The organism is Kitasatospora acidiphila, from assembly GCF_006636205.1.
GTDB classification, from domain to species: domain Bacteria; phylum Actinomycetota; class Actinomycetes; order Streptomycetales; family Streptomycetaceae; genus Kitasatospora; species Kitasatospora acidiphila.
Map to the genome: position 1 here is coordinate 1013345 of NZ_VIGB01000003.1, position 26334 is coordinate 1039678.

The window sequence follows — 26334 nt, forward strand, 5'->3', positions numbered from 1 at the left end:
AAGACTCCAGGAACTAGGGTCGAGCCTGTTCAACGGCCGACTATCCGTGGAGTCCCATGGCGTCCGCGATCCCCCCGAGCCCCGGCCCCCGGCAGGTCGGCGCCCTCGCGCTGCTGCGCCGCTGGAAGCTGTGGCTGTTTCCGACCGTCCTGAGCGGGCTGGTCGCCATGTTCCTCTCGCTGCTCTACATGGGCGGCATCGTCGACCCGAGCCGCAGCCTGCACCATCTGCCGATCGCCCTGGTGAACGGCGACACCGGCCCGCCGCCGCCCGGCCAGCAGCAGAACGTGGGCACCCAGGTCGCCGCGGCGGTCGTGGCCGGCACGCCGAGCGGCCAGGTCTCCTGGCACCAGGAGAGCCTGGCGCGGGCACAGGACGAGCTGGCGTCGGGCAAGGTGTACGGCGCGCTGGTCATCCCCGCCGACTTCACCGCCTCGATCGCCGCGCTGACCACCCCGAACGCCACCGGCCGGCCGACGTTGACGGTGCTGACCAACCCGAGTGCCGGCAGCCTGGCCTCCTCACTGGCCAGCCAGATCAACCAGGGCGCGGCCCAGCAGTCGGCCGCCGCGATCGGGAAGCAGCTGTCGGCCAACGCCGCCAGCACGGGGGCCGACGCCACCACCCGCGTGCTGCTGGCCGATCCAGTCACCATCACCACCAGGCCGGGTCATCCGATCAGCAGTCACAGCGGCCTCGGCCTGACCGCCTTCTACTACACCCTGCTGCTGGTGCTGGCCGGTTTCATCGGCGGCAACATCATCCACAACGGTGTCGACACGGCGCTCGGCTATGCCGACAGCGAGATCGGCCCGCTGCACACCCGCCGTCCCACCGTGCCGATCAGCCGCACCCAGACGCTGCTGCTGAAGATGGGGATGACGGCCGGCATCGCCCTGGTGACCAGCTCGCTGGTGATGGTGGCCACCGTGTCGATCCTGGGGATGGACGCACCGCACGCGGGGCTGCTCTGGCTGTTCTCGTACTGCGCCGCACTGGCGGTGGGGCTGGGCGTCCAGGCCATCAACGCGGCGTTCGGCGGGATCGGGCAGCTGATCTCGATGTTCGTCTTCATCGCGCTGGCGCTGCCCTCCTCGGGAGCCACCGTCCCGCTGGAGGCCTCGCCGGGCTTCTACCGCTTCCTGGGCAACTTCGAGCCGATGCGCCAACTGGTCGGCGGGGTACGGGCGATCATCTACTTCGACGCCCGCGCCGACGCCGGCCTGACCCGGGGTTGGGTGATGATCGCGATCGCGATCGCGGCGGCGCTGCTCTTCGGGTTCCTGATGACCCGCTACTACGACCACAAGGGCCTGCACCGGCTGACCCCGCAACCGGCCGAGGACCATGTCTGACGGGACGCGGCAGTGCTTGGAGCCCTGATCACGCACCCTGGCCACGACCACCCTCGAAAACCCTGAGCGCTCCCCTCGCCGGCTCGCTACCTTCAGCCGCATGGCTGACGAGCTCTTCACCGATCCGCGCCTCGCCGTACTCTATGACCCGCTGGAGGCGGACCGTCCGGACCTCGACGCGTATCTCCGCATCGCCGAGCAGCTCAACGCCCGTACGGTGCTGGACATCGGCTGCGGGACGGGCATGTTCGCACTGCTACTGGCCGACCGTGGATTCGAGGTCACCGGCCTGGACCCGGCCGCCGCCTCCCTCGATGTGGCGCGCGCCAAACCGGGTGCGGAGCAGATCCGTTGGCTGCACGGTGATGCAACCGCACTGCCGCCGCTGCAGGTTGACCTGGTCACCATGACCGCCAACGTCGCTCAGGCAATAGTCGACCCCGGTCTCTGGCACACCACGCTGACCCGCGCGGCAGCCGCACTGCGACCAGGCGGCCACCTGGTCTTCGAGACGCGGAACCCGGCAAGGCGCGCCTGGGAGTCCTGGACCCGGGCGAACTCCCATGCGGTGACCGAAGTCTTGGGCATCGGCGAGGTGGAATCGTGGGTCGAACTGATCGACGTCGACGGCCCGCTGGCCACCTTCCGCTGGCACTACGTCTTCGCATCCAACGGCGAGACCCTGACGTCCGACTCCACCCTGCGCTTCCGCGAACGCGAGGAGATCGAGGCGGACTTGCTGACTGCGGGCTACCAGCTCCGAGAGGTGCGCGACGCTCCGGACCGCCCGGGCAAGGAGTTCGTCTTCCTCGCGCAGCGGCCGGCCCAGTAAGCCGCCGACCGCGTCAGGCGGGCGCCGGCAGTGCCCCGCAGCCGATCGCGAAAGGCGACGGCTTCCGCGTCCCACCCGGCTGGTGTCGGCCCGATGGTGTAAATAGAACCGGGGCGACTTGAACGTTCCTCTTGAACGTTCGTCGGCGCCCCCGGGCGCGTCCGCGCGGCGTTGGTTTCCGCAGTGCCTTGCACCAGACCAAACGACCCACGGCCGGTGCCGGGTTCCCATTCCAGGTGTGACATTTCCCGATCACGCGAGCCCTTCTCGCCATGGTGATCGGGACCCCATGATGCGTTCCGCAGCGGAACCGTGAGTGAGCAGGGAGAGCAGGACATGAGCAGCACGAAGGCGACCATCGACGCGTCCGCCGCCGGCAGTTGGCGACTGGGCGATCTGACCGTCAACCGGCTCGGGTTCGGGGCGATGCGGCTGACCGGGAGTGCGGCGTTCGATCTCGGGACGCCGAGTGACCGGGAGACGTCGATCAAGGTGTTGCGGCGGGCGGTGGAGTTGGGGGTCAACCACATTGACACCGCGGCCTTCTACTTCTCCCGGCTGCGGTCGGCGAACGAGCTGATCAACACGGCGCTGGCGCCGTACTCCGACGAGTTGGTGATCGCCACCAAGGTGGGGCCGGGGCGGGATCCGTCCGGGGAGTGGGACACCGCCCGGCCGGAGCAGTTGCGCGGGCAGGTGGAGGAGAATCTTCGGCAGCTCGGGCGGGACCACCTGGATGTGGTGAACCTGCGCCGGATGCCCTCGATGTCGTCGATCGCCGAACACTTCGGGGCGCTGGCCGAGTTGCGCGAGGCCGGACTGATCCGGCACCTGGGGGTGTCCAATGTGACGGTCGACCACCTGGCCGAGGCGCAGGCGATCGCACCGGTGGTGTGCGTGCAGAACAAGTTCGGGCTCGGGCTTCAGGAGCACGACGAGGTGCTGGCGCGGTGCGGGGAGCAGGGCATCGCCTTCGTGCCGTTCTTCGCGATCGCCGGGGACACCCGCGAGCAGGGCGCGGCGGCCAGGACGGGCGAGGATGAGCGGATCGCCGAGGTCGCGGCGGCGCACGGGGTTTCGCCGTCCCAGGTGCGACTGGCGTGGACGCTGCACCAGGGCCCGAATGTGCTGGCGATCCCGGGCACCGGCAACCCGGCGCACCTGGAGGAGAACGTCGCGGCCGGCGCACTCCGCTTGACGGGCGAGGAGCTCGCGCAGCTCGGCTGACCGGGCGGGCCGGACGCTATCCCCGGATGCGGAGCCAGGACAGCGCGCAGGCCGCGGCGTTGAGGATGGACAGGTGGCCGTCCGCCGGGTAACGGCGCAGCTCGGCACCGGGGATGGCGCGGGCGAGCCATTCGCCGTGGCTGGCGGGGACGACGCGGTCGGCGCCGCCGTGCAGGAGCAGCACCGGGACGGTGATCCGCTCGGGGTCGAAGCCCCAGGGCGCGACGTAGGCGAGGTCGTCGTCCAGGATGCCGTCCAGGCCGGATGCGGTGCCGCGCTGGGCGACGTCGCCCAGCCAGGACCAGTCGCCCTGGAGCGCGGCGTGGTCCTGCGGGGTGAACATCTCGGGATCGAAGTCGGCCAGGGCGAGCTCGGCGGTGAGTTCCGCACGGTCGGCGACGGCCGCGCGGAGCTCGGCCCTGCCCCCGGGGTACATGCCCGCGAACCAGTCCAACCCTGGCGCGCCGTACGGGGCCAGACCGGCCACGCTGACCACGCCGGCCACCCGGTCGGGCAGCAGTGCGGCGCAGGCCAGCGCGTGGTTGGCGCCACCGGAGGCGCCGAGCACGCCGAACCGCGTGATCCCCAGCGCGTCCGCCACCGCGGCGGTGTCGGCGGCAGCGGCGGCCAGGTCGCGCCCGGCGGCGGGCGTCGAACCGCCGTATCCGGGGCGGTCGTAGGAGATCCAGCGGATGCCGTGCCGTCGTGCGGCCGCGAACAGCGGCTGCGGTGGCAGGCCGATGCTGGGGGTGCCGTGGTGCCACAGCACGGGCAGCGGCTCGGCACCGCGCTCGGTGTCGCCCGCCGGGGAGTGGTCGTACACGTGCAGGGTGCGGCCGTCGGTCAGCCGGATGTCGAACTCGGTCGTCATGTGGCGGACCATACCCACTTCTTGAGGTTGACGGGTCGTCAGGCCGGAGTCAGGTCCAATCAATGGTGAGCGAACTCCATTGGCACGAGCCGGGCTCAGCTCGTGGTCGAGAGGCCGGTGGGGTGGTTCGGTCCCGGAACGGGCTCCAGCAGCCTGAGCACTTCCGCCGCGTGGTCGCACAGCGCGGCCCGGTGCGGTCGGCCGGTCTTGGCCAGCAGGCTGGCCACGTGCTTCTCGACCGTGCGGGGCGAGATGAACAGCCGCTGCGCGATCTCCTGGTTGCCCAGCCGATGGAGCAGCAGGAGGAACACCTCGTACTCGCGAACCGTCAGGCCCTGGCGCCGCAGCTCGGCCGGCACCGCCGCGGTGCCGGTGCGGCGCTGCGGAACGGCCGCGCCCGCCCGCCGCAGCAGCTCGCGGCAGGCGCCGGCGACCGAGGGGACGGCGGCGGTGTGGAAGTACTCCTCGGCGCCGCGCAGCCACTCCACCGGATCGCCCCAGCCGTCCGCCAGGGCGGCCTCCGCGACCAGCCGCAGCCCGAGCCGGTGGGCCATCAGGAACGGCGCGCCGGCTCGGCCCGCCTCGGCAACGGCCTCCAGCGCGGCGGCGGTTCGCCCGGCCCGCCCCTCGTGCACCGCGTGCGCCAGCCGCTCGAACTGGCGGTTCCAGGGCAGCGCGGCGGCCGGATGGGCGGCCGCGGCGGCGTGCTCCGCCGGATCGGCCTGCCCGGACAGGGCCCGCAGCAGCGGCCGCAGGCCGTAGCGGCCGCTGAGGTAGAAGACCGAGGGGTTCTGGTCCTCCCAGGCCAGCGCGCGGTCCAGTTCGCCCAGTGCCTCCCGGCGGTCCTCCTCCAGCAGCGCACAGACCGCTCGGCTGCCGAAGACGAGGGGCAGTTGCAGCGACCTCTCGCCGTCCCAGCGGCGGAACTCGGCGAGTTCCCGCTCCATCTCGCGCCGCCGTCCCCGGTGCGCGGCGAGCGCCGCCCGGGTGAGCAGCACGAGTTGGTGGTTGTCGGCGTTGCGCAGCCTGGCGGTGGCCTCGACGCAGCGGTCCGTCAGGTCGCGGGCGGTGGCGTACTCGCCGCGCAGGACCGCCTGGATGGCCAGGGTGGCCTCGGCGGTGTGCATCAGCACCAGGGCGCCGTGGCGCAGGGCCGCGCGGTGGGCGCGCTGCAGCCGGGCGGAGGAGCCGCTGCGCAGGAACTCGTTGGCGCCGAGCCGCAGCAGGAGGGTCACCTGCCAGGTGGTCAGCCCGTGTTCGGTGGCCAGCGCGAGGCCGCGTTCCAGGCAGGCGTCGGCCCGGTCGAAACCGTGCCGGCGCTCGAACAGGGCCAGCAGGTCCCAGGCCTGGCAGGCGACTTCGGCGAGCCCGGCCTGTTCGGCGCCGGCGGCGGCTCGGCGCGCCAGCCGTTCCGCTTCGGCGGCCCGGTCGGTACCGGTCCGTTCCACGCCGGCGAACACCAGGTACGCCTCGACCACATCCACCGCCGGCGTCTGGGCGGCGCTGTCGAAGCCGCCGAGCAGGCCGCGGACGTGCTGCACCCGGGTGGCGGCGTCCTGGTACCGCGAGGCGGTGACGGCGGCCCAGGCGAGCCGGGTGTGCAGCGCGACGGTGCGGGCGGCGTCGAGCGCCCCCGGTCCGGCTTCCGGCAGCGCCTCGGCCAGGGTGAGCGCGCGGTCCAGCTGGCCGGTCTCGATCAGTGTGTAGACCAGCTGTTCGGCCACCGGTGTCCGGTCGGCGGCCGCGGCGGGATCGGCGAGCAGCTCGTGGGCCTGCTCCAGCAGCGCGACGGCGGAGTTGACGGCTCCACCGGCCCGCGCCGCCCGCGCGGCCTCGGCGTAGCGCAGCGCGGCCGCCCGGGTGTCCCCGGCCGTCAACCGCAGTGCCGCGACCTGCGGGCACCACTCGCCGGGCAGGCCCGGGTGGGCGCGTTCGACGGCGTCGGCGGCCTGGGAGGCGATGGCCGCCCGCTCGGAGGGGAGCAGTTGGGCGAGCAGTGCCTCGGCGGTCAGTGCGTGCCGGAACTCGTACCAGTCGCCCACCGGGCCGCTGGGCGAGATCAGTTGGGCGTCGATGCCGGCCCGCAGGTGGACCAGCAGGTCGCGGTCGTCCAGTCCGGTGACCAGCTTGAGCACGGGGAGCGAAAAGCGTCGCCCGAGCACGGCGGCGCGCTCCAGCATGGTCCGCCCGGCCGGGCTGAGGCGGGCGGCGCGCTGGGCCACGCTGTGCACCACGGTGGTCGGTACGTCGATGCCCAGGTCGCCGCGGATCTGCCAGTCGCCGGCCGGCCCACGGCTCAGCCCGCCCGCGCTGACCATGCCGCCGAGCAGTTCCTCGACCACGAAGGGGTTGCCCTCGGCATCGCGGACCAGCCGGTCGGCCACCTCCGCGGGCAGCTGTCCGTCGCCGATCGCGAGCGCGGCGGCGGCCATGGTGCGGACCTCGTCGGCGGTCAGCGGTCGCAGCTCGGTGAGTACGGCGGTCCGGCGCAGGGCCGCGGTCCGGGCCAACTCGCCGGCCTGGTCCGCGTCGGGGCGCAGGGTGGCCACCAGGCAGACGGGCAGGTTGCGGAGGTTGTCGCAGAGGTACTCCAGGACGGCCAGGGTCTCGGCTTCGGCGTCGTGCAGGTCCTCGATGACCAACAGGCAGCCGGGCTGCCGGTGTTGACCCAGGTCGCGCCCGATCGCGAGCAGCAGGCGCAGCACCGCCTCGGCGGTCTCGAACAGCGAGGCGGGTTCGCCGGCCGGTTCAGCGGTGCGCCACTCGGGCAGCAGGTTGCCCAACGCGGAGCGGTACGGCACCAGTTCGGGGCTCTGCGGCGGTCCGCCGAGCCGGAAGTAGGAGAGCAGGGCCTCGGCGATCGGGCGGAACGGCATGGTCGCCCCGGTGGTCGCGGCCCGGCCGCGCAACACGGCCAGGCCGCTCGAGAACGCGCGGTACGCGCACTCGGCGGCCAGCCGCGACTTGCCGATCCCGGCCTCGCCGAGCAGGAACACTGCCCGGCCCTCCCCTTGCCGTGCGGCGGCGAGGCAGGCGTCCAGAAGCGTGAGCTCATCGCCCCGACCCACCACCACCGGTGATGTGATGAGCATGTGCAGAGGCTATCGCCAGTTCTGACGATCCGCCAGAACATGGACAGGTCTGGGTCGCACGGGATCACTGGCCGGTGACGCTGCGGGTGGGAACGGAGAGGTGAGCGTGCAGTACCGGATCAGTGCCCGGTGACGCTGCAGGTGGGGAACGGAGAGGTGAGCGTGCAGTACGGGTCGATGGCGGGAGCGGGCAGGGCGGCGAGCAGCCGGGCCCGGCGGCCGACCGTCGCGCTGGTGGCGAGCCGGATCTCGCCGGCCGGGTGGGCGGGCCCGCTCCAGGCCGCGGTAGCCGGGCTCTGCCAGCCGGTGGCCGGTGTGTCATTGCTCATCGGACTGCTCCTTCGTGGGGTGGTGGGTCGTCAGTTGTGCGGGTTCGCGGGGTGCAGCAGGAGGACCGACGGGACGCGGCTGCCGAAGCCGAGCCTGAGCAGCCCGTACCCGATGCCGGCCAGTCCGGCCAGCAGCCCGGGGCTGCTGACCGCGTCGGGCGTGCCGCAGCGCGGGCCGAACCGGTCGAGTCCGGCCAGCAGTGCGCCTGCCCGGGGCACCACGGCCCCGGGATCGGCCAGGCCCGCCGCACCGGCGGTGAGCAGCAGCTCGATGGCGCCGGTCGCGCCGTGGCAGAGGCTGTGATCGCCGACGGTGCGCGAGGCGGCGGCTGCGACGGCGCGGTCCAGCAGGGCGGCCAGTGCGGGGTCGGCGGTCGCGGTGCCGCTGTCGGCCAGGGCCAGTGCGGTCCCTGACGGTCCGTCGCACCAGCCGGTGCCGACGGCGGCGGTGGCCTCCCGGTCGGCTGCCGTGTGCAGCGCTGCCAGGCCCGCCGCGGCGTGCCGGGCCGTGCCGCCGGCCGCGGCGTACCGCAGCAGCGCCCAGCCGATGCCGGCCGCGCCGCTGCGGAAGCCGCCGGACGGGAGGTCCTCGGGCGCCCGGGCGGCGAGCCGGTCGGCGCAGGCGAGGGCGGCCCGGGCGGCGCGCGCGGAGCCGGTGCTCCGCTGGACGGCGAGCATCGCGGCCAGGCATCCGGCGTCGCCGTCCAGCAGCCCGGCCTCTTCGGCCGGTCCGGTCGTCAGCCCGGCCTCTTCGGCCGGTCCGGTCGTCAGGTCGACCGCCATGGCCGCCAGGTCGACGGCGGTGTCGGCCCAGGCGGCGATTTCGCCGTCGTCCAGCAGGGCGGCGAGCCGGCTGAGCGCGTAGGCGATCCCGCCGAGGCCGGCGAAGCCGGCGCCGATGGCCGTCAGGTCGCCCGGCCGGTCGGCCAGCGCGGTGAGCAGGCTGGGGACGGGGGTCAGCGTGCGCCTGGCCGCCGAGGTGAACCGCTCGGTGCCGGTGAGCGCGGCGAGTTGGGCCAGGAAGAGCGCGGTGCCGCAGTATCCGTGGGGCAGGCCGGCGCCCTGCGGCAGGATCGCCCAGAGTCGGTCGTCGAGCGGTTCCAGGCCGAGCCAGTTCACCCGGCGGCCGTCGTCGTGCGCGTCGGCCAGGATCCGGTCGGCGATCCCGCAGGCGGCTGCCAGCAGCCGCTCCGGGTCGGGGACCGTCGCGGCCAGTGGACTGGGCGGCGGTGCGGCGGTGGCGTGGTGGCCGGTGCGGCGGGTGGCGAGCGCGGCGCGGATCACCCATTCCTGGTCGGACCGGTCGGTTCGGTTCATCGTGGCGAGCCGGCGCTCGGCGCGGGCCAGACCGGATTCCTTGACCAGCCCGGTGGCCGTGCGGGTGCCCGCCGTCAGTTCGGTGCTGCCGGGCCGGCAGCCGACCAGCGGGACGTCGCCCGCCCAGAGCGCGGCCGACTCGGCGCCGGTCAGCGGGTGCGGCGCCGGTTCCACGGACGGGTCCCGCCACAGGGTGTCGAGCAGCCGGTCGCGTTCCAGGGCGTCGCGCAGCACGTCGGGGTGGGTGGACTCGTCGAGCAGGGTGGCGTACCAGTGGGTGGGGCGCAGCACGGCCCGGGTCTCGTCGGCCGCGAAGCCGGCCAACAGGCCGTCGGGGCCGGTCAGTTCGTCGCGATGGGCGAGGATGGCGTCGTAGCCGTCGCGGAAGCCGTCGAGCAGTGCCTCGGTGTGCCCGCCCGGGTCGGCGTCGATGCCCGCCAGCCGCGGCCGGTTGGCCGCGCCCTGGAACACGCCGGTGGTGCGGACCAGGCGCATCTCGTCGGTGGCGGGCGCGTCCCAGCCGGTGACGTCGTTCGGCAGCGGGGTGTCGCGGTCTCCGCCGAGCGCGGAGAGGTCGAGGGTGCCGTGCTCGCCGGCCACCAGGCAGGGCAGCAGCGCGGTCCGGTAGACGGAGGACTGGAAGGCCGCCAGGGCGGGGTCGTCCGCCGCCGGCTGAGCCGGGGCGGGGTGGAAGAGCGTCTCCAGGTCCACCAGGACCGGCTGGTCCGCGCAGGCGAGCAGGTTCTCGAAGTGGACGTCGGTGCCCCCGAGGGCGTGGACCAGGGCCAGCAGTGTGCCGAGCCGCCGGTAGAACCGGCCGACCTGCGCCTGGTCGGTGCACGGCGCGGCGGCAGCGTGCTCCACCCAGCCGTAACCGGGCCGCTCAAGTACGGCCAGGGTCCGCAGGTCCAGGCCGGGCAGCCGGGAGTTGAGCCAGCGGACGGTGTCGTTGAAATGGCGGTGCACGGCGAGCGGACGGGGTTTGAGGACCGCTCTGGCGCCGTGCTCGAAGCGCAGGACGGCGACCGATCGGCCGCCGCGGTGGCGGTCGCCGGCCCCGGTGGTCACCTCGACCAGCCGGCCCGGGTCGGCGCCCGCGAGGAGTGCTCCGACCAGCGCGGTCCGGTCGGCGCACAAGCGCTCCAGCAGTTCGGACCAGGCCGCCACGGCCTGGTCGCAGCACTGCGCCAACAGCCGGGCCAGCACCGGGTATTCGGTGAGCAGGGCGCGCAGGCTAGGCCGCGCCGAGGTCTGCCGGACGAAGTCCGCGAACCGCCGCTCGGGCGTACCGCCCTGCAGCCGCCCGGCCACCCGCAGCACATTGAGCTCCAACACCAGGGTCCGCCGTGCCAGTTGGACCAGTGCCGCGCCCAACTGATCGGTGAAGCAGCGGCGCAGGGCCGCCAGATCGGCCAGGGCGCCGAGGCCGGCCTGCTCGGCGGCCCGCAGCAGCCGCTCGGCCGCCGTCTCGGTGAACGGCGCGAGCACCGCCGCGAAGCCTTCCGACCAGGAGCCGTCGCCCGGCGGCAGCGCCGGGTCGAGCGGAGCGGCCGCGATCGCCCGCTCGACCGTGCCGACCCAGGGCGGCTCGCCGATCCGGGCCGCCAGCGCCGCGGGCTCCTCGGCGAGCAGGGCGCACAGCCCGTTCTCGTCCAGCCCGAGGTCGGCCAGCCGGGCCCTGAAGAGCGCGGCCGACGGGTAGTCGCGGCGCCACAGCCCGGTCAAGTCACCCGGGTCGGCGGCGGGTTGCGGGGGTGCCGGCAGCCGCTCGGCCAGCGCCACGCCGCCCGCCCACCAGGTCTGCGGATCGGTCATGCCCGAGAGCATGCCAGCGCGCGGGCGGGTGCCGTATGGGGGCCGGCCCCCATATTCCGGGGTGGACGGCGACCGCGGCCGGGCCGGAGCGCGGAATGCGGGGGCCGCTACCCATGGGAAGCCGGTGCCCGGCGGGCCACGCTCGGTCCATGAATCCGAAAACTTCGGCGCTGCCGATCAACGACGTACGGATCAGCGTGCTCGGCCCGGTCACCGCCCTGGTGGGCGGCGTGCGGGTCCCCCTCGGCGGGCGTCGGCCGAAGGCGCTGCTGGCCGCGCTGCTGCTGGCCGAGGGGCGCTGGTCTCGGAGGAGCAGCTGATCGACGCGGTCTGGGACGACCGCCTGCCGGAGAAGCCCCGGCAGGCCCTGCACACCTACATCGCCGACCTGCGGCGGGTGTTGGAGCCTCGGCGGCGGTCCCGGGAGGAGCCGTTGGTGCTGCGGCGCCGACCGGCCGGCTATGCGCTCGCGGTCGATCCCTGGGCGGTGGACGCGCGCCGGTTCGGCGAGCTGGTGCTGGCCGCCCACCGCGCGTCCACCATCGGGCAGCCGGCCGAGGCGAGGAGTTGGGCCGACCAGGCACTGGGCCTGTGGACCGGCCCGGCCTACGCGGACCTGGCGGACGCCCGCTTCCTGTGCGCCGAGATCAGCCGGTTGGAGGAGCTGCGCTCGCTCGCCCGCGAGGTGCGGGTCGCGGCCCGGCTCGCCCTCGGCGAGCACCGGCTCTCGCTGCTGGAGAGCCGGGCCCTGACGACCGAGTACCCGCTGCGCGAGTCCGGGTGGGCGCTGTGGGCGCTGGCGCTGTACCGTTCCGGGCGGCAGGCCGAGGCGCTGGAGGCCCTCGGGGCCGCCCGTCGGCTGCTGCGCGAGCAACTCGGGGCCGACCCCGGCCCGGAGTTGACGCTGCTCACGCAGCGGGTGCTGGCCCATGATCCGGTACTGCTGGAGAAGTGACGCCGACTCGGTCGGCCTTCGGCTCGGCGGCCCGGGGCGCCGCCACGTCCAGCCCCCGGCCCAGCACGACGGTCAGCGCGCAGCACGCGAACAGCCCGGCGACCACGCCGAGCGCGCTGCGCGCACCGCCGGTCTGCACCAGCACTCCGGCGGCGAGCGGCGCGAGCGGCTGCAGCGCGCTGCCGATGAACGAGCTGGTGCCGGTCACCCGGCCGTACACCTCGTAGTCCACCAGCTGCATCGTGGTCGCCCCGATCGCCGCACCCACCACCGGTCCGAGCAGCAGCACCGCGGCCAGTGCGCCGCCGAGCGCCACCGGTCCGCCGACCAGCGCCGCGACCGCGGCCGCCAGCAGCCGCACCAGGCAGACGGCCAGCATCAGCCGCCGCAGCCCGAGTCGCCGGTAGACCCAGGGGGCCACCGTCGAGCCGGCCAGACCGGCGGCCGCGGCGGCGGACAGCGAGAGGCCCACGCCGCCCCCGCCGGCCCCGGGCCGCAGCAGCACCACGAACAGCAGCATCGAGACGGCGGGGTTCGCGAGTTGTGAGTACACCAGGGTGCTGCGCAGGAACGGCGTGGTGCGCAGCACCCGCAGGCCTTCCCGCAGTCGGGGCCGCTCGGGGCGCCCGGTCCGCTCGTCCGGTGCGGGCGCTGCCCCGGCCGGCAGGCCGCGGACCGCGACCAGCGAAGCGGCGTACGTCAGGGCGTCGGTCAGGAACGGCACCGCCCGGCCGGCGGCGAAGAGCGCGCCGCCGACGGCCGGGCCCACGATGCTCGCCGTGTAGCCGCGGATCTGGTTGACCGAGACCGCCTCCGGCAGCTGGTCGGCCGGTACGACGGTCCGCAGCATCTTGCCCGCGGCCGGTCCGAAGGGCATCGACGCCGCATTGGCGACCACCACGGCCAGGGCCAGCAGCCAGAACGGCGTGCGGTGGAGCAGCGCGCCCGCCGCGATCGTGCCGACCGCGACCAGCCGGACCGTGTCGCAGGCGAGCAGGACCCGCCGCGGCGGGTACCGGTCGGCCAGCTGCCCCGCGGGCATGGACGTCAACCAGGTGGTCAGGAAGGTGAGCGTGCCGAGCACACCGGCCTCGGCGGCCGAGCCGCTGGCGGCCACCGCCAGCATGGGCAGCGCCAGGACGGTGACCGAGCTGCCCAGGTCGGAGGTGAACTGGCCGATCCACATCCGCCGGAAGGCGGGGTTGCCGCTGATCGCGGCGAACCGCCGCCCCGGCAGCCTCATGGCAGCAGTCCGTCCACCGTGAAGAGGGCGTTGGTCCGCCCGCCCGGCCGGGCCTTGCGCAGCCGGTCGAGGAAGAGCGCCACCCCGATCGAACCGGTGGCCAGGTCCACGGACTCGCGGATGGCCTGCTCGCCGGGGAAGGCGATGCCCTCCGGCCGCTCGATCCGGCTCAGCAGCACGCCCTTCGCCACCCGCCGCGCCTCGGCGAACCAGCGCTGTTCGCCGAGTAGTTCGCCGGCGTCCAGCAGCAGGTTGCCCTGCCCGGCCAGGCCGTGGAAGAGCTGCGGCATGACGGTGTACTTGGCGACCGAGCCGGCCACCAGACGCGGGACGGCCGCCTCCAGTTCACGGTCGGGCCGGGCCACCAGCCAGCGCAGCGCGGCGGTCGCCACACCCGCCGTGCCCTCGTCCCAGTAGCAGCGCAGCACCGGGTCGGCCGGCGGCTCGTCGGCATCCGCGGAGCGGGCGTAGCGGCGGAAGAACCACCGGTCGTCGGCGGTCACGACCGCCTGGTCCAGCTCGAACCCGAGGGCCGCACGGCCGAGTTCACACCACCGCTGCTCGCCGGTGGCCAGGTGCAGGTAGAGCAGGAAGAGCGAGATGCCGGACGCGCCGTAGGCGTAGCCCAGCCTGGCGGGGGACGACTGGCCGTGCCGCTCGGGTTCGGGCCAGTGGACGCCGGCCGCGTCGCGCACGCAGGCGGCGGCGAGCGCCTCACCGGCGGCCCGGGCGTCGTCCAGCAGCCGCTGCTCGCCGGTCCGTTGCCACAGCTGCAGGCAGGCCAGGCCGTAACCGGCCGAGCCGTGCAGCACGTTGTGCGCGGCGAACCGGAGCGGGTGGGCGCGGGCCCGGTCCATCAGCGCCAACGCGGCTGGGGAGTGACCGAGTTCGTCCAGCACCCAGGCGATGCCGGCCTGGCCGAGGAAGAGGCCCGGCGGGTAGTGGGAGGAGTTGACGTCCTGGGCGAGCACCCAGGAGCGCAGCCGGGACGGCACCGTGCCCCGCAGTTGCCGCAGGCCGTGCAGCACGCCTGCCGCGCCGAAGGCCAGCGAGAGCGGGTTGGTCTCGAAGAGCAGCGGATCGGCGGGGAACAGCCGGTCGCCACGCTGCGGGTCGGCCACCGCCTCCGCGTAGCGCGCGGCGCCCTCGACCACCGCGGCGAGGTCGGCGTCGCCCAGTCCCGGCACCTGCTCCGGATCGCCGTAGCGCTCGGTGGCGGGCAGTGCCAGCGGTACGGGGGCGGCCCACAGCGCGGGGTCGTCGAAGGGCAGTGCGTCGATCCGCTTGAGCACCTCGGCGCCGGTCAGCGTGTCGTCGGTGAGGTCTTCGCTCATCAGATCCCTTACCAGGGTGATCAGTTCACTGGGAAGTGCCAGGTCCTCCGCGAGCTCGGCCAGGAAGCGCGGCAGGACCGGGCGGTGGAAGCCCACGGTGCTGTTGACCACCATCAGCGAGCTGAAGATCAGTGCGCCGAGCGCGTGCCAGTCGGCGGCGCGGTCATAGCGCCGGGTTGCCAGCAACCGGGGGCTGGCCGAGCCCAGGGTGAGCACGCCCAGGTGCTGGTCGACGTTCTCGCGGACCGCGGCCTCCAGGTCGATGATCGTGATCGACCGGCCGTCCGGGTCGACGAAGACATTGGTGTAGGACAGGTCGCCCAGCAGGATGCCGCGCTGGTGGGCGGCATCGATCGCTTCGGCGATCTGCCGCCACAGGCCCCGCAGGTTCCGGTAGTAGGAGCGGATCGACTCCGGGGCGAGCTCACCCGTGATGACCGGATTGGTGCTGTTGCCGTGCCGGCTGAAGCGCTGGCCCTCGACCTTCTCCTCGACCAGGAAGGCGTGCTCCCACTCCCGGAAGAAGCCGAGCGGCTTCACGAACAGCCCGGTGTCGGACAGCACGCGCAACAGCTGGTACTCCTTCTCCAGCACCTCGGTCGCCGGCACGCCGTCGCCGACGGTCACTCCGTGCCGGGCCTCCTTGAGCACGACCTCCTGGCCGGTCTCCGTGTCGGTCGCGAGGTACACCCCGCCGCGGTTGCCGAAGGAGAGCGCCCGCAGCGGCTGGTAGCGGCCGCCGAGCAGGCCGTCCGGCTCGTCCGGCTCCGGCGGGAACGGGTCGGTGGCCCACTCGGGTACCTCGAACCAGGGCCGCCGGGCATCCAGCACCAGAGTGCCGTCCGGTGCGGTGATCATCAGATCGGACGCCCCGTCAGGTCGCAACTGCCGCTGAGCGGCGAAACCGCCGTAGCGGTAGTAGACGGCGGTGGAGCCCGGCCAGCGGCGGTCGGTGAGGATGTACGGCCCGCCGTGCCCCTCCAGCTCCTTCGCCAGCGAGGTGCCGACGGCGTGGAACTGTTCGTCGTCCGCCGGGTAGACCGTGATGAACTTGCCACTGGCGCTGCGGGAGAACACCTTCCCGCAGGCCTGGTTGGCGGACCACTCGTCGATCAGGAACTTGAACGGCACCCGTGCCTCGCAGAGCACGGGCAGGGCCTTGCCCAGGATGGTGGCGCTCTCGCCGAACTCCGCCGTGACGTGGAGCTTCCAGCCCTGGGCGACCAGGGCGGCACCCGGCGGGTCGGCGATGAACCAGGGCCCGCGGCGGAAGGTACGCCATCCGTCACCTGCGGCAGCCCGGAAGAGGGCGAGGTGGGTGTCGCCGAAGGGAACGCGGCTGGAGGTCTCGTACCAGCGGGGATCGGCCTGGGCGTAGTGGAGAAGGGATTCCCAGCCAAGCATGGCGTGGCTCCGTTCGGGCGCAGGGGGCGGAGGAGGGTGGGCCCCGGCGGCCGGCGGGCAGCAGCCGGCCGCCGGGGCAGTTCTTCACCGGCGCGTGATCAGGCGGTGCCGTGCCCGGGCGAGGTGGTGTTGCAGCTGTTGCTGTCACAGGAGCCGGAGCTGAGGGCGTCGACGAGGGCGGTGGTCTCCTCGATCTCCAGCTGCTGCAGGCGCAGGATCTTGTCCATGCTGTTCTCCTTCATCGGTCCTGCCGGCCGCACCGGCCGGCAGGACCCACCGAACCACCGGCCACTGGGGAACCGATGGGAGGCCACTGGGAAGGCCCGTGGCGCTGCGTCCGAACGCGAGAAAGCCGCGCCCGGCGGGCGCGGCTTCTCGGTGCTCTCGGGTGGGACGCGGTCTACGGCACGACGTTGATGTAGCTCATCATCCCGAAGTCCTCGTGCGCCGCGATGTGGCAGTGGAACATCCACTTGCCCGGGAAGTCGGCGAAGTCGACCCGGATGACGATCTGGCCGGGCACCCCGTTGACTTCGTGCGGCACCGGCACGGTGTCGTCCCGGGCGGTGTACGGCTGCGCCACCCCGTTGACCGAGACCACCTGGAAGGCGTTGGTGTGCAGGTGGAACGGGTGGTCGACGCCGGTGTGGTTGACGATCGTCCACTCCTCGACGGTGCCCACCTTGGCGGGGGTGTCGAAGGCCGGCGAGTCCATCGCGAACTGCTTGCCGTTGATGTAGTAGCTCATGTTGTCCGGGCTCTGGGTGAAGTCCACGGTGCGGTGCTGTGCGACCGGCACCGCCGAGAGGTCGGCCGGCGCGGTCGGGATGCTGCCGGAGACGGTGGACTTCTCGGGCACCGGGTGGCCGGCCACCTTGATCGTGGCGAGTGGCACGTCCGGGTAGTTGTCGCCGATCGGACCGGTGTTGAAGGCGACGTTGCGCAGGGTCGCCGTGCCGGGGTGGTCGCTCGCGGTGACCAGCACGTCATAGCGCTTGCCCGGCGGCAGCAGCAGCCGGTCCGGGGTGCTCACCTGGTTGACCGGCACGCCGTCCTCGCCGACCACGGTGAACTGGTAGCCGTCCAGCTGGAGTTGGTAGGAGATGTTGGCTCCCGCGTTGACCAGCCGCCACAGTTGGGTCTCATTGGGCTTCATGGTCAGCACCGGTCGCAGCTGGCCGTTGACCAGCCGGACGGTCGGGGCCTTGGAGTTGATGAAGCCCTGCACGATGTGGCCGGTGGAGTCGAGTTGGACGTCCTTCAGCACCATGGTGTGCGTGGTGGTGTAGCGCAGGTCGCGGGGCAGCAGGGTGCGGTCATCGCCGACGATGATCGCACCGGACAGACCGGCGAACACCTGGTTCATCACATCGCCGGGCGTGAAGCCGGTGCCGGGCGCGCTGGGCGCGCTGGGCGTGGCGGACGGGTCGGAGGTGTCCGACATGCCGTCCATGCCGTCCGTGCTGCCGGGCGGCGGGCAGGTCTTGCCCATGGCGTGCGAGTGGTACCAGAAGGTGCCCTGCGGGTGGTCGGCGGGGATCGCCAGCTGGTAGGTGGTCTCGGCGCCGGGGGCCACGCAGAGGAACGGGTCGTCCGACTGGCCCTCCGGGGAGACGTGCAGCCCGTGGAAGTGCAGGTTGGTGGCCACGCTCAGGTGGTTGACCAGCTTGATGGTGACGGTCGAGCCCGGCGTCATGCGGATGGTCGGCGCCACGAACGAGCCGTTGTACGACTGGCCGTAGACCTTGCGGCCGCCGACCTCGAACCGGGTGTCGGCCGCGCCCAGGGTGATGTCGAGGTCCTGGCTGCCCGCGGTGTCGGCGTCGGCCGGGTCGTGGAACGGCCGACCGGGGTGCATGCCCTGCTCCTGGTCGGCGGTCGACGGGTGCGGGTCCGGCGGCGTGTCCGCCATCGCCGCGGTGCCGACCGCCGCCGTTATCAGCAGGGCGACCGCGGTCATGGCGTGGAGTAAGCGGCGGGTGCGGCGGGTCTGCTGCCGATGCGCTTCGGCGGCCGCCACGGTGTCGTCGGACATCGGAGGCATGACGGGAGTGCTCCAGAGGGGTCGATGAGCTGTTCGGCTGCTCCCAACGTTGGTGAATTCCGTTCGGGTTGACAAGGGTTGACGTCAGGTAGTGCGTGCAGTGACTTGCCATCGGCCTGCCGCATCGAAAGCCTTTCCGGCAGGACGCCGCCCGCCGCCCCGGACGTAGGGCGACGGGCGGCGGTGTTCAGCGGATGGTCAGCAATCGGCCGAGCGCGACTGCGGTCTCCGGGTGGGCGGCCAGCAGTACGGCACCTGACGGCTCGTCAACCGGCGAGAGCCACACCGGCTCGCAGCCCAGCAGCTGCGCCGCCGCATCGCACGCCGCCGGGTGGGCGGCCAGCAGCGCCAGACCGCGCGGCCCGCCACTCGGGCGCCGCAGCGCCGGTGCGGCAGCGGGCTGCGCCAGCCACGGCGGCACCCAACTGTCCAGCGCGTCAAGCCGGCCGGGGAAGATCCGCCCGGCCTCCCGGATCAGCAGCGGCGCCAGCTCGGCGCCGTCACCGCGCAGGGTGGTGATCAGGGTCGGCAGCCAGGGCAGCAGCACCGGGTCGGGCAGTCGGCCGAACGCGTTGGACACCGCCTCCACCACGAAGTCGGTGAGGTTCGGCACCGGCTCCAGGGCGTGCAGGAAACCGCTGAGGTAGCGCGGATAGGCGGGCAGCACCAGCGGGTTGGCCAGCAGCGCGTCGCAGCGCTCACGCAGCTCCTGCCGGGTCAGCGCACCGAGTTGCACTTGTCCTGCCCAGAGCAGTGCCGTCTTCGCCTGGTCGGTCGGGTGCGACTGGGCGACGGCCAGCTCCAGTTGGGTCCGGTCGCAGCCCAGTGACAGCGCCAACCCCTCCATGCTGAACAGGAAGCCCAGCATCGCTCCGACCTGGCGGACGGTCGCGTCCTCGTCGGTGAAGGCCATCGGCAGCCTGGTGCAGTAGTGCGCGTATCCCGTCTTGACGAAGGACTCCAGCCAACCCGGCAGCACCGGCTCGGCGGTGCGGTAGTGCGCCAGCAGGGTGCGCACCAGGCGCAGCACCTCCGGCGCGCCGTCCACGCCGCGCTCGGTCACCAGGACGTCCAGCGCCCGGGTGCCCAACTCCTGGGCGAGCCGGTTGCTCCGCAGGTAGCGCAGCGCGTCCTCGACGGTGCCGAGCACGGTGGCCGCGGTGGCCTGCGGGTGGCCGGCCGTGCGCCGCAGCCGCTGCTCGAGCACCTGCTCGATGCTGACGCCCTCGTAACCGAGCTGGATCAACTCCCGCTGGTGCGTGCCCAGGGCGAGGTCCCAGGACTCCTGGAGCGGCGGCGGCCCGCCGAGTCCCCGCTCACCCATGATCGGGCGGACCGCGCCGCCGGGCAGCAGCGAGCGCAGCATCCACAGCACGTCCGAGCAGCCCGCCAGCTCCGGTTGCCCGGCGATGTCGAGCAACGCCCGCTGCACACCGCGCTGTTCGAGCTTCAGCCCGAGCGCGGCGAGCCGGTCGTGGACGTCGCGGGCCAGCGGCGGCAGCGCGTCGTAGCCGACCTGGCCGATCCGGTCGCCGCCCATCATGATTTCGACCAGGCGGCGGACGTCGCGCCGGCCGGGGACGGCGTCCTTCTCGATGCAGGTGACCGCCGCGTCCAGGAAGTCGTACGGGGTGGGCTTGGCCCGGTCCCGCAACCCGGCCAGCAGGATGGAGGTTTCGAAGACCGCGATGGCGTCGGCGGTGGACGCCAGGTAGCCGTTTCGGCGGGCGGCGCGCACGATCTCCACCGACCAGCCGAGCAGTTCGTCCTCGTCCAGGCGGTCCAGCACGGGCGGTCGCCGCAGGAAGCCGGAGAGCTGGTCGGCGGCGGGCGCGGCGGTCGGCGCGGGGACGGCCGCCGCCTTCGCGCCCGCCTTGCCGCGCTTCTTGACCCCTGCCTGGCCGGCGAGTTGGAACGGCTGCACTCCGGTGCGCTTCAGGTTCTTCGCCCAGAGCGTCGCCGCGATCGACACCGAGCCGCCGGCCAGGCCGAACTGCGCCTCGATCGCCGCGTGGCTGGACGGGATCAGGCCGTGCTGCCAGACCGTGTCGGTGCGCGGGCTGATCTCGAAGCCGTCGCTGCCGTGCACGCCGAACTCGGCGACCCGGCTGGCCGCGTGGAACGCGCCGCAGACATAGAGGCAGTCCGCGGGGTCGGCGCCGCTGGCGGCGAGGTGCCGACGCATCCTGGTCCACATGTAGCGCTCGCGGTCCTCGTCCACCCGCACCCGGTGCGGGTCGCCGGGGGCGAGCCGCCGGAACAGGCTGCCGATCAGCAGCATGACCTGCCGGTAGGTGTCGTGATCGGCGTCGCCGAGCGGCAGTTCGACGTACTGGTGCCACCACTCCGACCAGTGCCGGACCCGGCCGTGGCGCAGCAGGTGCTCCTCCAACTCGGCGAACCGGGGCCGCAGGTCGCCGATCTCCACGCCGACCGCGTCGCCGTGCAGGGCGGTCTCCTCGCCGGCCGTCGGCGCCTCAGCATCGGCGTCGGCGGCGGTCGGCTCCGGCTCGGCGGCCTCCTGCCACTGGAAGACGTGGTCCGAGGAGCGGTCCACCAGCACGAGTTCGACACCAGGGGTGTCCAACGCATAGGCGATCGCCTGGTATTCGGCGGAGGCCTCGGTGATCGGCGCGACCACCGAGAGCGGCGCCCAGTCGGCCGGGAAGCCCTTGACCTCGCTGGCGAACGCCTGCACCGCCACCGGGAGGCGGCAGTTGCGCAGTTCGGTCAGCAGCGGTGCCATGTCCTCGCACAGCTCCAGGTAGACCACCTTGGGCTGCTTCTCGCGCAGCCGGCGGGCCATCGCGGTCGCCGAGGCCGGCGAGTGGTGGCAGACCGGGAAGATCTCCAGCGGCTCCCCCACCGCCCGGTCGACATCGTCCACGATGCCGAGCAGGATGCCCTGCAGGGCGTCAGGGCCGTCGGCGAAGCTCGCGGCCGCCTCCCGCAGCTGCGAGCGCAGCGCGTCGAAGGTCCCCTCGTGACTGCTGCTCATCTGGTGAAACCCTCCTCATGCACGACGGTTCAGGACAGGGTGGCGATGGTGTCGCGGCCGCCCTCCAGGAACTCCGGCCAGTCGCCGCCCGCTTCCTTGCTGCGCGGCTCGACGACGCCGTGCAGGTACTTGTTGAGGATCGCCAGGTCCTCCGGCTCCCGCCGGGCCAGCGAGCCGACCAGCGAGGAGGCCAGGGTGCGGGCGGTCAGGGCGCGGTCGCCGAAGAAGTTGCCGTGCAGGATGGCGTCCTCCAGCACGCCGATCTGCTCGGCGGTGGAGAGCGAGGACTCCAGCTTCTCGTCGTCGCTGCCGGCCGAGTTGGCGGCTTCCCGCAGGTCGGCGAAGCTCTGCAGCAGCACGTCCAGCAGGTTCGGCGGCACGTCCAGCTCGATCTGGTGGCGGCGCAGCAGCTCCTCGGTGCGGAACCGGACGATCTCCGCCTCGCTGCGCTTGTTGGTCACCACCGGGATGCGCACGAAGTTGAACCGGCGCTTCAGTGCGGAGGAGAGGTCGTTGACACCGCGGTCGCGGCTGTTGGCGGTGGCGATGACCGAGAAGCCGGGCTTGGCGAACACGATGTTGTCGCTGTCGAGTTCGGGCACCGAGATGTACTTCTCGGAGAGGATCGAGATCAGCGCGTCCTGCACGTCGCTGGTGGAGCGGGTGAGCTCCTCGAACCGGCCGATCGCGCCGGACTCCATGGCCGTCATGATCGGCGAGGGGATCATCGACTCCCGGGACTGCCCCTTGGCGATCACCATGGAGACGTTCCAGGAGTACTTGATGTGGTCCTCGGTGGTGCCGGCGGTGCCCTGCACCACCAGGGTGGAGTTGCGGCAGATCGCGGCGGCCAGCAGCTCGGCCAGCCAGCTCTTGCCGGTGCCCGGGTCACCGATCAGCAGCAGGCCGCGGTCCGAGGCCAGGGTGACGATGGCCCGCTCCACCAGGCTGCGGTCGCCGAACCACTTCTGGTCGATCTGCCGGTCCAGGCCGTCGGCGCGCTCGGAGCCGAGGATGAACAGGCGGATCATCTTCGGCGAGAGGCGCCAGGAGAACGGCTTGGGGCCGGTGTCGATCGACTCCAGCCAGGCGAGCTCCTCGGCGTACTTGGTCTCGGCGGGGGCGCGGAGCAGGTCGGACATGCGAAAGGGCCTTTCTTGCACGGAGGTTGGATGACGCTAGCCGATCAGGCGAGGAAGGTCGGGTGACGCTCGCCGATCAGGCAAGGAGGGTCGGGTGGTGGTCGCCGGTCAGGCGAGGAAGGTCTTGAGCTCGTTCACGAGCTTGCTGATGTGGCCGGAGATCACCGGCGTGCCCAGGGCCTTGAACCGCTCCCGGAACCAGGGGTTGACCTCCTGGCGGCCGGAGCTGGTCACCGACCCGACCGGGATGAACTTCACCCCCGAGCGGTGCACCGCCTCGATGCCCTCGAACAGCGGTTGGGAGCGGTCGAATTCGTAGAAGTCCGAGATCCACACCATCACGGTGTTCTTCGGCTCGGCGATCTTCGGGCGGGCCATCGCCATCGCGATGGGACCGTCGTTGCCGCCACCGAGGTTGGTGCGCAGCAGGGTCTCGAACGGGTCGTTCACCCAGGGGGTCAGATCGATGGCGCGGGTGTCGTAGGCGATCAGGTGCACGTCCACCTTGGGCAGGCCCGCGAAGATCGAGGCCAGGATGGTGCAGTTGACCATCGAGTCGACCATCGAGCCGGATTGGTCCACCACCACGATCAGCCGGTTCGGCGTGGTCTTGCGGACGGTGTGCCGGTAGTACAGGCGGTCGACGTAGAGCCGCTCCTCCTCCGGACTCCAGTTGGTGAGGTTCTTCCAGATGGTGCGGTCGAGGTCCAGGTTGCGGAACACCCGCTTGGGCGGCACCGAGCGGTCCAGCTCGCCGACCGTGGCCTTGGCCACCTGGGTGCGCAGCACCTCGGCGACCTCGTCCACGAACCGCCGGATCAGCGATTTGGCGTTGGCCAGCGCCACCCCGGAGAGGTTGTGCTTGTCGCGCAGCAGTTGCTCGATCAGCGACATGCTCGGGGTCAACTGGGCGGCCAGCGTGGGGTCGGCGAGCACTTCGCGCAGCCGCATGCGCTTCACCAGGTCGGCTTCGAGCTCACCCAGCTGCGGGCCGATCGCCGGGATCAGGGTGCCCAGGTCGGGAGTTCTGCCGCCACTGCCCTTGCCACCGCTGCCCTTGCCACCGCGCAGCTCGCCGGGGCGGCAGCCGAGTGCCTTCTCCAGCCAGCCGGCGTCGGACTGCCAGCGGGAGAGCTGCTTGGCGCTGACCGTGCCGGAGCCGGTGGCGAAGACGTTGAGCAGCACCTTGGCGGCCAGCGCGGCGCGACGCACCTCGGCGGCCCGGTCGCGCTCACTGTCGCCGAGCGGCTCCGGCGCCATCAGGCCGTCGAACTCCTCGGCCAGCGCCGGGTGGCGCTGCACGATGGAGTCGACCGAGGTGCCCGGGTCCAGCAGGCCCGCGGGCAGGCCGATGTCCTCGACCACGGCGAGGCTCGCGGATTCCAGGCTGGGCTGCTCCTCGGAGTCGAAGAGCCGGGCCAGCAGCCGCCAGTAGAGCACCTGGCGGCGGTTCTCCTGACTGCTTTCCTGACTGCCCGTCAGTTCATCGATGGATTCGGTCATTTCCGCAGCAACCTGCCCGCTCGCTCACGCAGCACCGCGACCGCCTCGGTGGCGGCCTTCTCGCCCTTGGCACCCAGCTTGTCGATGGTGCCACCGGCCCAGGCACCGGAGTGCACGGCCACCGTCTTCTTGCGCACGGTGGTCTCGACGGCCAGCGGCTGCACCGTGAACTCCCCGGCGTCCCACCGGAGCAGGCCGATGCAGGCGGTGGACGCGGCGACCGCGGCCGGGGTCAGCGGGCCGGCGCTCGGGATCCGCTCGGTGTCGACGGCGATCCTCACCCGGCCTTCGGCCGAGGGGACCCCCATCCCGGCCAGGGTGAACGCCACGGCGTCCCCGTCGGCCTCGGTTCCGTAGCCCTCCAGCAGCAGCGGGATCGCGATCCGCACCGGGTGCCGGTCCAGCGGAGCAGTGGGTGGCAACTGGGCGGCGGCCAGGGCGACTCGGGCGGTGGCGAAGGGGTCGGCCGGCTCGCCGGCGCGGGCCTGCGCATCGTTCCAGATCAGGTCGCCTTCGTCGGTGATCGGCAGGTCGGTGATCTCCATCGACCGGCCTTCGCCGAGCGCGGCCAGCAACGACAGGTGCGGGCGCAGCAGTTGCCAGACGCCGGCGCCAACCACCGTGTCGGGCTTGGGCACCGCGACGGACGCCCGCACCAGGCGGGACGGGCTGCCGTCGGCCGGCTCCAGCACCGCGTGCACCTGGGCCTGCGCGGCGGTCGCGTGCTCCTGGAGGTCGACCCCGAGCGGCAGCAGCCGGCCGGTGGCGCTGCCGGTCGGGGCCGGGCCGGTGGCGCCGGGCTGGGTGAGCAGCAGCGCCCGGGACCACAGGTCGGCCCAGCGGCGCAGCGGTATGTGCTCCAGGGTGGCGCCGGGGCAGCTGGCGGCGAGCTCGGCAGCGAACCCGTCGAGCAGCACGGCCAGTCGGCGCAGGCCCGAGTCGGGCAGCATCGCGGAGACGATCTGTGCCGCACCCGAGACCAGTTCGTGGTCGATGCCCTGCCACCCGGCCCGGCCCAGCTCGCAGAGCCAGGAGCGGGCGGCGGCCGACAGGTTGGCCGCTTGCGGTTCGCCGGGGCTGAAGTCCGGCGCGGGGCCGACGGTCCGGCCGACGGCCTCGGCGGCCCGGGCGGCCAACGCGTCATGGGCGGCGCCGAGCAGTGCGGTGCGGGCGGCGGCCAGGGCGACGAAGTGCTCCTCCCCCGCGGCACCGGCCGCCGCCTTCTCGGCGGCCTCGGCGACCCGGTCGGCCAGCGGCGAGCCGGCCACCGCGTCGGCCAACTCGGCCAGCCCGGCGGCCTGCGCGGGGTGCGGGCGCAGCAGTCCGGTGACCAGCACCTGGTCGAACGCGGCCACGGCGGCGAGGAGTTCGGCCAGTCCGTCGACCGGCTCGGTCAGCAGATCAACTCGCATCACGCCACCGCCGCCCGGCTCGGCGGGAACCACTGCAGCTCGGGCAGCGGCGTGGTGCCGGGCGCCAGCTCCAGGTAGGCCAGGTGGCGCAGGAATCGGCTGAACACCGGTGCGGCGGCGGAGCGGTCGACGAGCTCGGGCCGGGTGGCCCGCATCGCGCCGGCCAGGTCGGCCGCGGTCGCCGCCACGCCGTCGGCCACCTCGACCTCGACTCGCAGGTAGCGGGCCACCCGCTCGGCGCCGTACTGCAGCACGGCCTCGCCGAGCAGGCTCAGCAGGTGGTTGCAGAAGAAGCCGCGAGCGCCGCCGCAGGGGCGGTTGTTGTTGGTGCTGCAGGCGAAGGCGTAGCTGCCGGCGGCGATCGACGAGACGTAGACCCGCTCGATGTCCGAGCCGCTGGACACCACGCCCTGCAGCCGCCCGTCGGCCAGCTCGACGAACGGGACCTTGGCGAGCTTGCGCGGGCGCGCGGGCGGTATCACGCGCGCCGTGCTCGACTCCTCCCAGGCTGACAACACACCATCTCCTTTGCACCGAGGGGGGTTACCGCGCCGGACCGGCGGGATGTACTGAAGCTACTCGCGATCACTGACAACGGCGGTCGGCCGGTGGGTGTCGCGCGCAGCTCCCTCGGTGCAAAGGCTGCTGATGCGGTGGTCGGTCAGCTGCGGTCGTAGGAGCCCAGGCCCACAACGCAGTAGACGGTGGACATCAGCGTGGCACCGCCCCAGGTCCTGGTCTCGGAGAACTCGTACTGGGTCTTGGGGTTGCTGTCGCACTGGTGCAGGTCGTCGGTGAACGGGAAGGTCTGGATGATCTTGTAGTGGGCGTCCGAGGCGCCGCAGTCGACCACGTTGACGTCGCTCACCGCCTGGGCCGTGGTGGAGTCCGGCAGGGTGCCGTTGAGGCAGGAGCCGTCGGTGAACGGGCTCTCGGAGGGCGAGGTGGGGTCGGTGACCGGCGGCTGGTAGGTGTCGCTCGGGGCGGGGGTGTCGGTCGCGGAGTCGTAGGGCGCCGGAGTGGTGGCGCTGTCGGTGGTCTGGCTGACGACCGGGTTGGCCGTCGGGTCGGAGACCGGGCTGTTGTGCTGGCCGAGGGTGAGGCCGAGGGTCACGCCGACCGCCACGACGGCGGCGACGGACACCAGGACGATCACCGGCGCCTTGCTCTTGGCCGGCGCCGCCCCCGGCTGGCCGCCGACGATCTGGATCCGGGCGTACAGCTCTTCGCCGTTGGCGGTGGCCACGCGTATCACCATGCCGTCCTGCACCGGCGGAACATGGATCATGGTCGGCCCGGTCGCCGTGTTGATTGTCCGGTACGCGCCGACAGCCGCTTCTTCCCTGGTCAGCTGCAGCATGATGATGTTCGACACGAGGCCCCCTCGCCTAGCAGTGGTCGGCTTCCATGGGCGCACTGGGTGACGCGCCGTCAGCCTCGCCCGGTTCCCTGCCCCCACTG

The 26334-nt window shown here is 72.9% G+C and carries 19 protein-coding genes and 1 pseudogene; 6 read left to right on the forward strand and 14 right to left on the reverse strand.

Annotated features, from left to right (window positions below; genetic code table 11):
* The first annotated feature begins 56 nt into the window (after positions 1–56).
* The 3 genes from E6W39_RS05415 to E6W39_RS05425 all read left to right on the forward strand — a co-directional run bounded on the left by E6W39_RS05415 (position 57) and on the right by E6W39_RS05425 (position 3414).
* Complete coding sequence (locus E6W39_RS05415) at positions 57–1355, forward strand: YhgE/Pip domain-containing protein (protein ID WP_141632518.1); 1299 nt, start codon at positions 57–59, stop codon at positions 1353–1355.
* 100 nt (positions 1356–1455) lie between these two features.
* The gene (locus tag E6W39_RS05420) at positions 1456–2187 is read left to right on the forward strand and encodes a class I SAM-dependent methyltransferase (RefSeq protein WP_141632519.1); all 732 of its coding nucleotides are present in this window, start codon (positions 1456–1458) and stop codon (positions 2185–2187) included.
* 336 nt (positions 2188–2523) lie between these two features.
* On the forward strand, positions 2524–3414 hold the full coding sequence (locus E6W39_RS05425; protein ID WP_141632520.1) for an oxidoreductase: 891 nt from the start codon (positions 2524–2526) through the stop codon (positions 3412–3414).
* Positions 3415–3430: 16 nt separating this feature from the next.
* Here E6W39_RS05425 and E6W39_RS05430 read toward each other — a convergent pair whose 3' ends face one another.
* The 4 genes from E6W39_RS05430 to E6W39_RS05445 all read right to left on the reverse strand — a co-directional run bounded on the left by E6W39_RS05430 (position 3431) and on the right by E6W39_RS05445 (position 10838).
* Entirely contained in the window at positions 3431–4285 is an 855-nt protein-coding gene (locus E6W39_RS05430) for an alpha/beta fold hydrolase (RefSeq protein ID WP_141632521.1), read from the reverse strand.
* Between the two features lie 95 nt (positions 4286–4380).
* The gene (locus E6W39_RS05435; RefSeq protein ID WP_141632522.1) at positions 4381–7377 is read right to left on the reverse strand and encodes an ATP-binding protein; all 2997 of its coding nucleotides are present in this window, start codon (positions 7375–7377) and stop codon (positions 4381–4383) included.
* Positions 7378–7496: 119 nt separating this feature from the next.
* Positions 7497–7706, reverse strand: coding sequence for a hypothetical protein (locus E6W39_RS05440; protein WP_141632523.1), 210 nt, complete (start codon positions 7704–7706; stop codon positions 7497–7499).
* A gap of 30 nt (positions 7707–7736) precedes the next feature.
* The gene (locus tag E6W39_RS05445; RefSeq protein ID WP_141632524.1) at positions 7737–10838 is read right to left on the reverse strand and encodes a type 2 lanthipeptide synthetase LanM family protein; all 3102 of its coding nucleotides are present in this window, start codon (positions 10836–10838) and stop codon (positions 7737–7739) included.
* Between the two features lie 149 nt (positions 10839–10987).
* On the opposite strand from E6W39_RS05445, the gene E6W39_RS41045 reads away from it, so the two are divergent.
* The 3 genes and pseudogenes from E6W39_RS41045 to E6W39_RS05450 all read left to right on the forward strand — a co-directional run bounded on the left by E6W39_RS41045 (position 10988) and on the right by E6W39_RS05450 (position 11793).
* Positions 10988–11158 carry a hypothetical protein gene (locus E6W39_RS41045; protein WP_228718788.1) on the forward strand — a complete coding sequence of 57 codons (171 nt, stop codon included), beginning with the start codon at positions 10988–10990 and terminating at the stop codon, positions 11156–11158.
* A gap of 23 nt (positions 11159–11181) precedes the next feature.
* Positions 11182–11247: pseudogene (locus tag E6W39_RS43975) on the forward strand (hypothetical protein); the annotation flags it as partial.
* A 27-nt stretch (positions 11248–11274) separates the two neighbouring features.
* Positions 11275–11793, forward strand: coding sequence for an AfsR/SARP family transcriptional regulator (locus E6W39_RS05450; RefSeq protein WP_267286671.1), 519 nt, complete (start codon positions 11275–11277; stop codon positions 11791–11793).
* Here the strand turns inward: E6W39_RS05450 and E6W39_RS05455 are convergent.
* The 10 genes from E6W39_RS05455 to E6W39_RS05495 form a co-directional block, all read right to left on the reverse strand.
* The gene (locus tag E6W39_RS05455; protein WP_141632526.1) at positions 11747–13036 is read right to left on the reverse strand and encodes an MFS transporter; all 1290 of its coding nucleotides are present in this window, start codon (positions 13034–13036) and stop codon (positions 11747–11749) included. The two genes, E6W39_RS05450 and E6W39_RS05455, sit on opposite strands and share 47 nt — an antisense overlap.
* Complete coding sequence (gene lanKC, locus E6W39_RS05460; protein WP_141632527.1) at positions 13033–15774, reverse strand: class III lanthionine synthetase LanKC; 2742 nt, start codon at positions 15772–15774, stop codon at positions 13033–13035. Before lanKC ends, E6W39_RS05455 begins: the two co-directional genes overlap by 4 nt.
* A gap of 98 nt (positions 15775–15872) precedes the next feature.
* Positions 15873–16001 (reverse strand): class III lanthipeptide, encoded by a 129-nt coding sequence (locus E6W39_RS40280; RefSeq protein ID WP_220140169.1) that lies wholly within the window; start codon positions 15999–16001, stop codon positions 15873–15875.
* Positions 16002–16174: 173 nt separating this feature from the next.
* The gene (locus tag E6W39_RS05465; RefSeq protein ID WP_181799118.1) at positions 16175–17809 is read right to left on the reverse strand and encodes a multicopper oxidase family protein; all 1635 of its coding nucleotides are present in this window, start codon (positions 17807–17809) and stop codon (positions 16175–16177) included.
* A 196-nt stretch (positions 17810–18005) separates the two neighbouring features.
* Entirely contained in the window at positions 18006–20816 is a 2811-nt protein-coding gene (locus E6W39_RS05470) for a DUF5682 family protein (protein ID WP_141632529.1), read from the reverse strand.
* A 29-nt stretch (positions 20817–20845) separates the two neighbouring features.
* Positions 20846–21958: an ATP-binding protein gene (locus tag E6W39_RS05475; RefSeq protein ID WP_141632530.1), complete on the reverse strand. Its 1113-nt coding sequence runs from the start codon at positions 21956–21958 to the stop codon at positions 20846–20848.
* Between the two features lie 108 nt (positions 21959–22066).
* The gene (locus E6W39_RS05480) at positions 22067–23461 is read right to left on the reverse strand and encodes a VWA domain-containing protein (RefSeq protein ID WP_141632531.1); all 1395 of its coding nucleotides are present in this window, start codon (positions 23459–23461) and stop codon (positions 22067–22069) included.
* Positions 23458–24873, reverse strand: coding sequence for a hypothetical protein (locus E6W39_RS05485; protein WP_228717981.1), 1416 nt, complete (start codon positions 24871–24873; stop codon positions 23458–23460). Before E6W39_RS05485 ends, E6W39_RS05480 begins: the two co-directional genes overlap by 4 nt.
* Positions 24873–25388, reverse strand: a complete 516-nt coding sequence (locus E6W39_RS05490) for a hypothetical protein (RefSeq protein WP_141632533.1) — start codon at positions 25386–25388, stop codon at positions 24873–24875. Before E6W39_RS05490 ends, E6W39_RS05485 begins: the two co-directional genes overlap by 1 nt.
* Positions 25389–25534: 146 nt before the next feature.
* Positions 25535–26248, reverse strand: coding sequence for an LppU/SCO3897 family protein (locus E6W39_RS05495; RefSeq protein WP_141632534.1), 714 nt, complete (start codon positions 26246–26248; stop codon positions 25535–25537).
* Positions 26249–26334 lie beyond the last annotated feature (86 nt).

Coding starts and splice junctions, on each gene's coding strand:
- E6W39_RS05415 (WP_141632518.1), top strand. CDS start 57: ATGGCGTCCGCGATCCCCCCGAGCCCCGGCCCCCGGCAGGTCGGCGCC.
- E6W39_RS05420 (WP_141632519.1), top strand. CDS start 1,456: ATGGCTGACGAGCTCTTCACCGATCCGCGCCTCGCCGTACTCTATGAC.
- E6W39_RS05425 (WP_141632520.1), top strand. CDS start 2,524: ATGAGCAGCACGAAGGCGACCATCGACGCGTCCGCCGCCGGCAGTTGG.
- E6W39_RS05430 (WP_141632521.1), bottom strand. CDS start 4,285: ATGACGACCGAGTTCGACATCCGGCTGACCGACGGCCGCACCCTGCAC.
- E6W39_RS05435 (WP_141632522.1), bottom strand. CDS start 7,377: ATGCTCATCACATCACCGGTGGTGGTGGGTCGGGGCGATGAGCTCACG.
- E6W39_RS05440 (WP_141632523.1), bottom strand. CDS start 7,706: ATGAGCAATGACACACCGGCCACCGGCTGGCAGAGCCCGGCTACCGCG.
- E6W39_RS05445 (WP_141632524.1), bottom strand. CDS start 10,838: ATGACCGATCCGCAGACCTGGTGGGCGGGCGGCGTGGCGCTGGCCGAG.
- E6W39_RS41045 (WP_228718788.1), top strand. CDS start 10,988: ATGAATCCGAAAACTTCGGCGCTGCCGATCAACGACGTACGGATCAGC.
- E6W39_RS05455 (WP_141632526.1), bottom strand. CDS start 13,036: ATGAGGCTGCCGGGGCGGCGGTTCGCCGCGATCAGCGGCAACCCCGCC.
- lanKC (WP_141632527.1), bottom strand. CDS start 15,774: ATGCTTGGCTGGGAATCCCTTCTCCACTACGCCCAGGCCGATCCCCGC.
- E6W39_RS40280 (WP_220140169.1), bottom strand. CDS start 16,001: ATGGACAAGATCCTGCGCCTGCAGCAGCTGGAGATCGAGGAGACCACC.
- E6W39_RS05465 (WP_181799118.1), bottom strand. CDS start 17,809: ATGTCCGACGACACCGTGGCGGCCGCCGAAGCGCATCGGCAGCAGACC.
- E6W39_RS05470 (WP_141632529.1), bottom strand. CDS start 20,816: ATGAGCAGCAGTCACGAGGGGACCTTCGACGCGCTGCGCTCGCAGCTG.
- E6W39_RS05475 (WP_141632530.1), bottom strand. CDS start 21,958: ATGTCCGACCTGCTCCGCGCCCCCGCCGAGACCAAGTACGCCGAGGAG.
- E6W39_RS05480 (WP_141632531.1), bottom strand. CDS start 23,461: ATGACCGAATCCATCGATGAACTGACGGGCAGTCAGGAAAGCAGTCAG.
- E6W39_RS05485 (WP_228717981.1), bottom strand. CDS start 24,873: ATGCGAGTTGATCTGCTGACCGAGCCGGTCGACGGACTGGCCGAACTC.